This is a genomic window from Desulfonatronovibrio magnus, assembly GCF_000934755.1.
GTDB classification, from domain to species: Bacteria; Desulfobacterota; Desulfovibrionia; order Desulfovibrionales; family Desulfonatronovibrionaceae; genus Desulfonatronovibrio; species Desulfonatronovibrio magnus.
Window position 1 is genome coordinate 1 of record NZ_JYNP01000109.1, and the last position, 8,329, is coordinate 8,329.

At 45.4% G+C, this 8,329-nt stretch carries 8 protein-coding genes and 2 pseudogenes; 1 reads left to right on the forward strand and 9 read right to left on the reverse strand.

From position 1 onward, the window contains the following. From LZ23_RS10700 to LZ23_RS24625, 8 genes and pseudogenes are all read right to left on the reverse strand, one after another. A pseudogene (locus LZ23_RS10700) lies at positions 1 to 263 on the reverse strand (hypothetical protein); the annotation flags it as partial. A gap of 406 nt (positions 264 to 669) precedes the next feature. Then, positions 670 to 1,719, reverse strand: coding sequence for an Rpn family recombination-promoting nuclease/putative transposase (locus tag LZ23_RS10705; RefSeq protein ID WP_045214048.1), 1,050 nt, complete (start codon positions 1,717 to 1,719; stop codon positions 670 to 672). A gap of 103 nt (positions 1,720 to 1,822) precedes the next feature. Continuing rightward, the gene (locus tag LZ23_RS25015; RefSeq protein ID WP_269745177.1) at positions 1,823 to 2,062 is read right to left on the reverse strand and encodes an Rpn family recombination-promoting nuclease/putative transposase; all 240 of its coding nucleotides are present in this window, start codon (positions 2,060 to 2,062) and stop codon (positions 1,823 to 1,825) included. Between the two features lie 143 nt (positions 2,063 to 2,205). Further along, positions 2,206 to 3,576: an ATP-binding protein gene (locus LZ23_RS10710; RefSeq protein ID WP_052507311.1), complete on the reverse strand. Its 1,371-nt coding sequence runs from the start codon at positions 3,574 to 3,576 to the stop codon at positions 2,206 to 2,208. Positions 3,577 to 4,109: 533 nt separating this feature from the next. Beyond that, positions 4,110 to 4,892, reverse strand: coding sequence for a LicD family protein (locus tag LZ23_RS10715; RefSeq protein ID WP_045214051.1), 783 nt, complete (start codon positions 4,890 to 4,892; stop codon positions 4,110 to 4,112). Positions 4,893 to 5,326: 434 nt separating this feature from the next. Then, the gene (locus tag LZ23_RS10720; protein WP_045214052.1) at positions 5,327 to 5,557 is read right to left on the reverse strand and encodes a type II toxin-antitoxin system HicA family toxin; all 231 of its coding nucleotides are present in this window, start codon (positions 5,555 to 5,557) and stop codon (positions 5,327 to 5,329) included. Continuing rightward, positions 5,554 to 5,826, reverse strand: coding sequence for a type II toxin-antitoxin system HicB family antitoxin (locus tag LZ23_RS10725; protein ID WP_045214054.1), 273 nt, complete (start codon positions 5,824 to 5,826; stop codon positions 5,554 to 5,556). The genes LZ23_RS10720 and LZ23_RS10725 overlap by 4 nt, the downstream gene beginning before the upstream one ends. A gap of 169 nt (positions 5,827 to 5,995) precedes the next feature. Then, positions 5,996 to 6,844: pseudogene (locus LZ23_RS24625) on the reverse strand (transposase); the annotation flags it as partial. Positions 6,845 to 7,488: 644 nt separating this feature from the next. Here LZ23_RS24625 and LZ23_RS10740 point away from each other — a divergent pair. Beyond that, positions 7,489 to 7,899 (forward strand): type II toxin-antitoxin system PemK/MazF family toxin, encoded by a 411-nt coding sequence (locus tag LZ23_RS10740; protein WP_332308278.1) that lies wholly within the window; start codon positions 7,489 to 7,491, stop codon positions 7,897 to 7,899. A 216-nt stretch (positions 7,900 to 8,115) separates the two neighbouring features. Here the strand turns inward: LZ23_RS10740 and LZ23_RS25325 are convergent, their stop codons facing one another. After that, positions 8,116 to 8,238, reverse strand: coding sequence for a hypothetical protein (locus LZ23_RS25325; protein ID WP_269745164.1), 123 nt, complete (start codon positions 8,236 to 8,238; stop codon positions 8,116 to 8,118). Positions 8,239 to 8,329: the final 91 nt, after the last annotated feature.

Here is an 8,329-nt window from a genome sequence, read left to right on the forward strand (position 1 = left end):
TGCTGCTGTCTTTCCCGGTTACTTCCGGTGTAGTTCGGGTTGTTTTTCCTGTAATTCCGCCAGTAGTCAGAGTTCTTCTCACACCACCGCTTCTGGGCGTCCTTCTGGTTCAAGCGATAGGCCTCGTCACCCTGCATCTTCATTTTTTGCCACCGGCGTTTGCGTGCTCTCTGGCAATCAGGCTTGGAGCAGTACTTTTGATCGGGATTACGGGTAGTGAGGACGAAAAGACAACGGCAGAATTTACAGCGTTTCTTGGCCATACAACCTCCATGAGCTATTGCTCAGACGGGTTGTATTTTTGAAGGGAAGAAAAATGAATGGAAAAGTCCAGGTGGGTTCAACAAAGCCGGAGCCAGTCCTGGTTAATGAAAACTGACTCCTGTCTCTTGGTTCTTTATTTCAAACCGCGGGATATGCAGGGTACTTTAAAAATCAATGCGGGGTTGGGCAGGATAAGGAAGAAAATAGCGGGATACTGGCAACATAACTAAACTGGCAACATAATGTCCCACTTTCTTCTCTTGGCTATTGGTTGGAAAGTTAAGTGTCATGTGTTTTCAGTTGATATACTTTCAGTGCTATGATTATTTTTATCGTATTTTATGGACACCGCAAGGACAAAAAAGGTCACACCTTGGCAGTGTGACCTTATTATGGATGTGTGTTTTATTGTAGTGCTCGGTTTACGAGCTCGGAGAATTCTTCCATGGACTGAGTTTTATAAAACTTTCTGGTTATGGTCCGCAGGCTATCGATGGAGTCTATAGATTTGATTTTATCCTGGAGAGAATTCGGTAAAGGGCCGTGAAAGTCGCCAGCTACATCTATAAGGGTTTCTTGGGCGTTTTTAAGCATAGCATGACCAAACCATTCATTTTTCAACACATTAATTTGATTTTCATACTCTTTAATTTTATTTTCATACTCTGACTTCGTCCTCTCATCCCCTTCTCTTCTAAACATTTCAGCTATGGTTCCCATATATACCTCCCCTTTGTCTATCTCGGTTTCGGCAATCTTTTTTATGTCAATATATTCCTTTTCGTCCCTGGTTAACTCAAGGTAGCGCAAAAGCAATTGCACAAAATCGAGCAAGCGCGCCTCGGGATCAACCTTCTTTATCAATTGAAAGGCTTTTTGGACCCCTTGTATGAATTCTGGAGACCGGGAATACCGCCAGAGGGTAAAAAGAGCTTTTAAAGTTTCATCAAAATCATAGTCTTCCGGGTCATCATTTACTGCATCATACAGCAAAAAGTTAAAGTCAGGAATGAAAATTTTGAAATCATCAGAGGGCAGGTTGACCAGGTCTGACAACTTGGTGGGCTTCCAACCCTCCTCTGGATGAGCTATCAATATCGGGATAATGACCGGCAACCTAGTTTCAACAGTATTTTTCTGGTATTGCTCCCAGAACTCTAAGATATATCTCAAGAACTGCAGCGGGGTATTCTTCTTAAAAGTACTTTTGTGCTCCAGAAGAAAAAATACTTTGGCTACATATGAACCGCATTTGGTCGGCACGCTGACAACCAGGTCTGAATAGTAACTCTGCAGACTCTTGGGCAGATATGAGTCCTTCTCGTAATAAATCTTATTAAAATCAAGCTGCTTCACGATTTTTTCAGGGAGCATGGATTTTAATAAGCTGATGGCATTCTGCCGATCCGACAAAAAGTACTTGATAGTGCTGTCATGAATATTTGGTGTACTCATAAGGAATTTTTACTAATTTTGAATATGGTTGGCAAGCATCATCACAAACATCTCAACTTTATGCAAAAAGTTGATATTTTGAAAAATACAAATGTTCATTTATTCATCCGAAGCTGATTATCCCGTTACTGATTGGCAGAAATCCGGTGACATCAATAGCCATCCACTGGATCTCGTCAAGGTTTATGCCAGTACCGATACCAGGCAGGGCCAGATACCTTTTTTTCTCAAATAACAGATAAATTCTGGCAAACTGGTTTTTATAACCAACCAATCGTACGCTGAATACCAGGTCGGAGTAGTGCTTCTTGAGCTTCTTGTCTACATAAGTTGTAGGTTCCAGTCACAGGGTGAACCTTTCTTGTCTGCCTGCCCCATGAAACCGGGTTCCCTTCAGGGTGTTTCATCGGGGTGGCCAATATCTCTTAACCCTGAACCCTGAACGCTGAACGTTGAACGATCATTCATCCCAGCATTCCAAATCTTTCACCCCATGCCGCCGATTACAGCGCTCGGAGTCAAAACTTTGCAACCCACATCGGAAAAAGTTTCTTCTCGGGCATTTTTCACAAACAAAACCGGAATCACCTGTCTGCCCTTGACAAGCGGAGCCTGCCTGGCCTTGCGCTCCAGTTCGCCGTGCAGCGCACCCATATTGACCTTGTCGCTCCATTTGGCCTCACCAAGCAGAAGAGTGCTTTGATCAACGGACTCGGCCATCAGGTCCAGCTCCATGGCCTTGCCGTCCAGCCCGGTTCCCCACCAGCGGCTTGATGGGTTGAAACGCTTGCCGTCAAACTCAAGAAACGGGACCGCGCCGCGGCAAAGATGTTCCCATGTTCCTGAAAGATATTGATCGTATTGTTTGCTGATGTCGCCCCAGACCTGATCAACCAGCCCGAACTCAAGCCTGCTTTTGTTGGGAGCGAGAAATGTGAAAAAGAAATTCATAAAAGGATCGTCAATCTTGTAGAGGGTTTTCTTGGTGGAACGGACCGATTCGCCAAAAGGCAGTTCCCTGCGGACATACCCGAGGTCGATCAGAAAACCGAGCATCCGGGACAGGTGGGTGGCCGGTTTTCCCAAACGGCCCGCGATTTCAGAAACCCGGTGACATCCCGCTCCGATCAGGCACAAGACGGAATAGGCCTGGGTCGACGTACGCATCTCATCGTAAAATAGTCGCTCAGGTTCTTCATGAAGTACTCCGAATTGATCCAGGAGATTGTTTTTGACGGCATCTGCAAAACTCCCGGACTGCCTCCGGATCTCCCAATACCGGGGAACACCGCCCCACACCCCGAACTCCCGCACCGCATCCACGGCGTTGACATTTAGATACGCCTTGAGATGGGATATCCCCATGGGCTTGAGGCGCAGGACTTCATCACAGCGCCCGTAGAGCGGGGAAGCGCCGTCCAGCACCATGCCGTGCATCATCTGCTGGGAAGACCCGCAAAGTATCAAATGATACCGAAGAGTTTTTGCATCCACCAGCCTCTGGACAATGGACGGCAATTCCGGACAGTTCTTGACCAGATAGGGAAATTCGTCGATGCACAACGTTGCCAGCTCCGGCAGAGCGAGATTGAGGCTTGTGAAAAGACTTTCCCAGTCCGGATAAACAGGTTTGCCAAACCCGGGTACCAGCATGTCCGCCTGCCTGGCCAGGGCCGCGATTTGCAAAGGCTGCTCCCTCTGGTCCGCCGCGAAATAAATGGCGTTCGCCGGAAGGACATGCCGCAAAAGGGTTGTTTTTCCGCATCTCCGGCGGCCATAAACCACGATCAGGCAGACTGTTTCCCGGCCAAGAGCCCGTTGCAGCCGCAATATTTCTCTTTCCCTGTTGACGAACATATTTACTCCCATGAAACAATGTTTGAGGAAAATAATGTTCTACAAACATAATGTCAACAAAAAATCCACAAAAAAATCCAAAGGCCAGCACGGCAGGGGGGCGACAAGGACCAGCATTGTCTTTGCAATCCCAGCATTTCTTCTATCTCTACTCTTTTTTCTCCCAAACCTGAACGTTGAACCTTGAACCCTGAACAGTTAACATTTCATTTTAAAAATCTTTTACAGCTTCTAAGTAACTAGAATCGTTTTGCTAATAAAATCAGACAGTTACAATTATCATGTTTTTACGATTTTTACTTTGATTGATGCACATTTGCCAGAAAAGTTCCGTCAAAGATGGGAGCTTTGCGCCAGGCACAGGGACTGTCCCTCGCTGTGAAAATTTTTCCATTAAAACAAATTTCTACCAGGAACCAATGCAGTATCAATCATTTTTATAGTACCTCGCGGGGACTGTCCCAATTTCCAGAAAAGTGACAAAGTCTTAAAGTTACTCGCAGGTTCGGTCCCGGGCCGCCCGGGTGAGGAGCTTACAATGAAAACATGGCAACCTCAGCTGGCCTGGCCATGCCCTGGTTTAATATCTGATCAGAACCTGCAGGCCTTTTAGGTGTGTATCCCTTATTAGGAGTATTCCAGCCTGGGCCATATTTATGTCTTAAAAATACCTCTGGCCTTCTGGGAAACAGGAACTTTGTTCCGTAGTATTCTACTTCCTGCAGGGGCATCATGTCTTCAGGAGTTATTTTAAACATGGTCCAGGCAAGACAAAAAAGGTGATTGTTTTGCCACCACGCAGGCATAATATCTAAATACTTGTCTTTTTCAGGGTCACCCACTTCATCTTTAGGCATAAGCTTAAACAGGCCGGTTGCAGAAAAGGACATGTTCCATCCGTCGAGCTTCATTTTACTCGCAATGTGAATTCTCTCAAACATTATCTCTCTTTGGTTTGTCATCCTGGAAAGGTAAGCTAAATCAAAGTCATCATCGAAAGGGATTAAGGCTCTATCACGATACAATCCAAGTAGTGAGCCATGAGCAACCCAGAGGTTGTATCCAAAGTTTTTTTTAAAATATTTATTCAACCCAACGTATAAAGCAAATACTTTAGATCTCTTATGTTCATCAACTGCCAGTGGTAGGATCAGGCCACCCTTTTTAGTGAGGTACCATCCTTTATCAAAGAGATCCTGCACATTGTTAAAAACTGAAAATCCGTGGATAATTTGGAAGTTTAAGCCGTTAGAGTTGTAAAGAATTCCCTGATCACTGGTAACTCTTAAGACAGAGTTTTTCTTAATTTGATCCAAAGTATCTTTTTTTAAGAAAAAGTTGATTTTTTTTGGCTTGCAAAGAAGAAAAATGAATAGAAAAAGTCAGGGGGGTTTAAGAAAAAAACTGGACTCAATGTTCGGGACTGATTATAATGTTCTGATACCTACTTGAAAAGGGCGGGGTATGCGGGGTACGTTAAAAATCAAAACGTAAAGAAAAAATGTGGGGTGGGGCGGGGTATTGCGGGGTACTGGCAACATAACTAAACTGGCAACATAATGTCCCTTATGTTGTTCCCTTTTTGATGTCAGGTATGCGGAAACAGGTTAGAGGTTAAAAAAGTCGACGTAGCTGGCCTTTAAAAAATCAAAACCAAAAGAAAAAAATAGGCGGGGTAAAAGCTGCCTATAGTGGGGAAATGGCAACATAATGTCCCAGTTGGCTGTCTACCGTAAACCTGGCCTCCAGTTTAAACCTTTTCAAGCAGTGCAAAGTACTCTTCCCTGCTCATACCAACAGTACGCATGTTGTTCTTGATGATATCCACATCAATTTCATTATATTCAGGAATGACTACTGCCCTCTTGGCACCATGAAAAGTAAGGATATGGTGTGATCCCTTCTTTCGTTTATAATGACATCCGAAGAATTCAAATATCTTTACTTGAGTCTGCCATCCAGTTGGTGACAGCTTTGTCATTGCTGCACCTGCATATCCAATTTCTCAAATCCGATCATTTCAAATTGGGAGATGGCATTGTCATCAGTTATTATGTATCCACATTCTTCAAGGTATCCATATAAAGTTCCAAGTTCAGCCATTTCTTCAAACTGGATATCTATAACCTCCATCAAGTTCGCCCTTGCTTCATCTTTGGTTTGCCCCTGGGAAATAAAATCCAACTCCGGACAAGTGGCTATATACCAGGATTGTTTTTGCCATATCTGGATAGTGGTTTGTATTTTCATAAATTTTTCTCACTTCTGCAAAAGATGGACATGTTTGAGAGGGTACATTATGCGTTTATGAATATCTTCAGGAACATTCCTTCATGCGGGGCTTGCTGCCTTTTTGTCTTCATGACGATAGTATAACTTATGGAAAGGGTGGATGCAAGGGGAAAAAAGAATGCCCAGGCTACGAACCAGCAAGTCTTTTCATGGAATACAAACCCTCAACACCACCAACTGGAGTAAACTTCCGCTCATCTTTTGAGCCCAGCAGGTGCTTGACCTGGTCAAATACTTCCTGGACAAAGTCTTTGCCTCCGATAACCCCGGAATCAGTAAAATACCTGCATCTATACCTGAACCGGTCTACTCTGGAGATCTTATAGCCTTTCTTCCTGGCCTTCTCCACGATCTTTGGGTCAATCCCTCTCTTCAAGCTCTTCACTGTCCCCTGTCCCCTGACTCCTGATACCTTCTTTACTGTCCCCTGTCCCCTGACTCCTGATACCTTCTTTACTGTCCCCTGTCCCCTGACTCCTGATACCTGGCTTTCTGCTGCGCCAGTCTCGTAAACAAACTGCCTGTATTTGCGGACTATCTCTGATGGATCAAACTCATTCCATTCCTTCATCCCAAAGTCTATGGACAGCAGGCCGTCCTTATTCCCGGTCTGGGTATGGTAGCCCAAAGAGCACCACCTGTAATCTTCAGGCTTTTTGACAATTCCAGCGCGAATAGGGTTGAGATCCACATAAGCCAGTAGATTAACCAGGCTCAATCCATCTTGAACAATCATACTCTTGAATCTATCTCCCCAGAAAAACCCTCTCCGGCCATATTTCTTATTGAAATACCTGGTAAATCCCTGCTTGATGTCTTTCACATACGCCCCCAGGTTGGTCAGCCGCTTGCGGTAGTCAGAAACAAGCACCCCGGTCACATTAAGCTCATCTCCATAATATTTCTGCAGCCTTTCCTTGATTTCATCATCCGTCGGATCAGATTCAGGGTACATGCGGATTACCAGATGGAAATGTTATGTGAAGTCCTGAATTATGTGAAGTAGTTGTTCATAATCATTGTCTTCCCCATATAAAGGGCGGGGTATGCGGGGTACATTAAAACTCAAAACGTAAAGAAAAAACAGGCGGGGTGGGGCTGGATATTGCAGGATACTGGCAACATAACCAAACTGGCAACATAATGTCCCTTATGTTTTATTGGGTTGCGGGCACAGCCCGCGTTAGGCAAGTTTGCCTGTGGAGTAGTCCTCCACAGAAAATTATCCCCAGTCTGCCTTTGACATCTGCCTTTCTTGTCAGTGGCCAGTTACTCTGAACATTGACAGTTTATCCCAGCATTTTTAGGTTGCCCCATCAGTACAGCCATCAGTACAGCCATCAGTACAGCCATCTGGATATTCAAACGATCTCAGGATTGTTGACAGAGATTGCAGTGCCTGTTATATTTAAATATAACTTACATCAGCAAGGGGAAAAATATGCACACAACACACCTTCGAAAAGTCGGCGGCTCGGTAATGTTGGCCGTCCCCCCCGCAATCCTGGACATGTTGCGACTGAACGCCGGTTCCACGGTCGGCCTTTCCGTCAGTAGCGGCTGTTTGATGGTCAAACCTTCTCAAGGGCCCAGATATACACTAGATGAGCTGCTTGCTCAATGCGATCCTACTCAGGAGGTTGGCGACGAAGAACGAGCCTGGCTGGACAGCGGGTCAACCGGAAAAGAGTTGTTGTGATGGAAAGGGGAGATATCTATCTGGTGTCGCTGGACCCGGCATCCGGCCATGAACAGCAGGGCAAAAGGCCCGTATTGATCGTGTCGCCTTTGGCATTCAATCAACTGACCAAAACCCCGGTTGTCCTGCCCATCACCACTGGTGGAAACTTCGCTCGCACGGCCGGTTTTGCCGTTTCCCTGGCCAATGCGGGGACAAAAACTAACGGCATTATCAGGTGCGACCAACCCAGAGCCATTGATCTGGCATCGCGCCATGCACGTAAACTGGAGTGCGTCCCAAAAGAAATCATGGATGAAGTCTTAGCAAGGATTGCCACAATCTTGACCTGATCATCAACTCAAACCAGCTTGGGGACAGCATTCTGTATCATCCCAGCATTTTTACCCCGTGAAATGTTTATCCAATGAAACACAGACCTTGGCTGTCAAGCGACAGCGGGTTTCATCAGGGACCGAAGGCCAGCGGAGCAAATTTCACTGGGTTTCATCGAGGTGGCCAATAATTCTTCATAAAGATTTTGATATCACCCCGCCTGCAAAGGAAGGTTATAGTTCTTCAAGACCTTCTCTCGGCATTTTATCCGAATCCTGCTTCCCGCCTTTTATCTCCCCATGACCCAGCCCATCTACCAGCTCCGTATCATCGTCAATCGGTGACAAAATAATCATTGACCTGATGCTTTACCATATCCGGGATTTCGCCAACACAGAAAGAAAAATCTGGTCGTTACGGTTCAACAGGATTGAAAATCATTCTGGG

Excerpts from the sequence above, each read along its gene's own strand:
- LZ23_RS10705 (WP_045214048.1), bottom strand. The coding sequence starts at position 1,719 with ATGAGTACACCAAATATTCATGACAGCACTATCAAGTACTTTTTGTCG.
- LZ23_RS10710 (WP_052507311.1), bottom strand. The coding sequence starts at position 3,576 with ATGTTCGTCAACAGGGAAAGAGAAATATTGCGGCTGCAACGGGCTCTT.
- LZ23_RS10720 (WP_045214052.1), bottom strand. The coding sequence starts at position 5,557 with ATGACAAAGCTGTCACCAACTGGATGGCAGACTCAAGTAAAGATATTT.
- LZ23_RS10725 (WP_045214054.1), bottom strand. The coding sequence starts at position 5,826 with ATGAAAATACAAACCACTATCCAGATATGGCAAAAACAATCCTGGTAT.
- LZ23_RS10740 (WP_332308278.1), top strand. The coding sequence starts at position 7,489 with ATGCGATCCTACTCAGGAGGTTGGCGACGAAGAACGAGCCTGGCTGGA.
- LZ23_RS25325 (WP_269745164.1), bottom strand. The coding sequence starts at position 8,238 with ATGATTATTTTGTCACCGATTGACGATGATACGGAGCTGGTAGATGGG.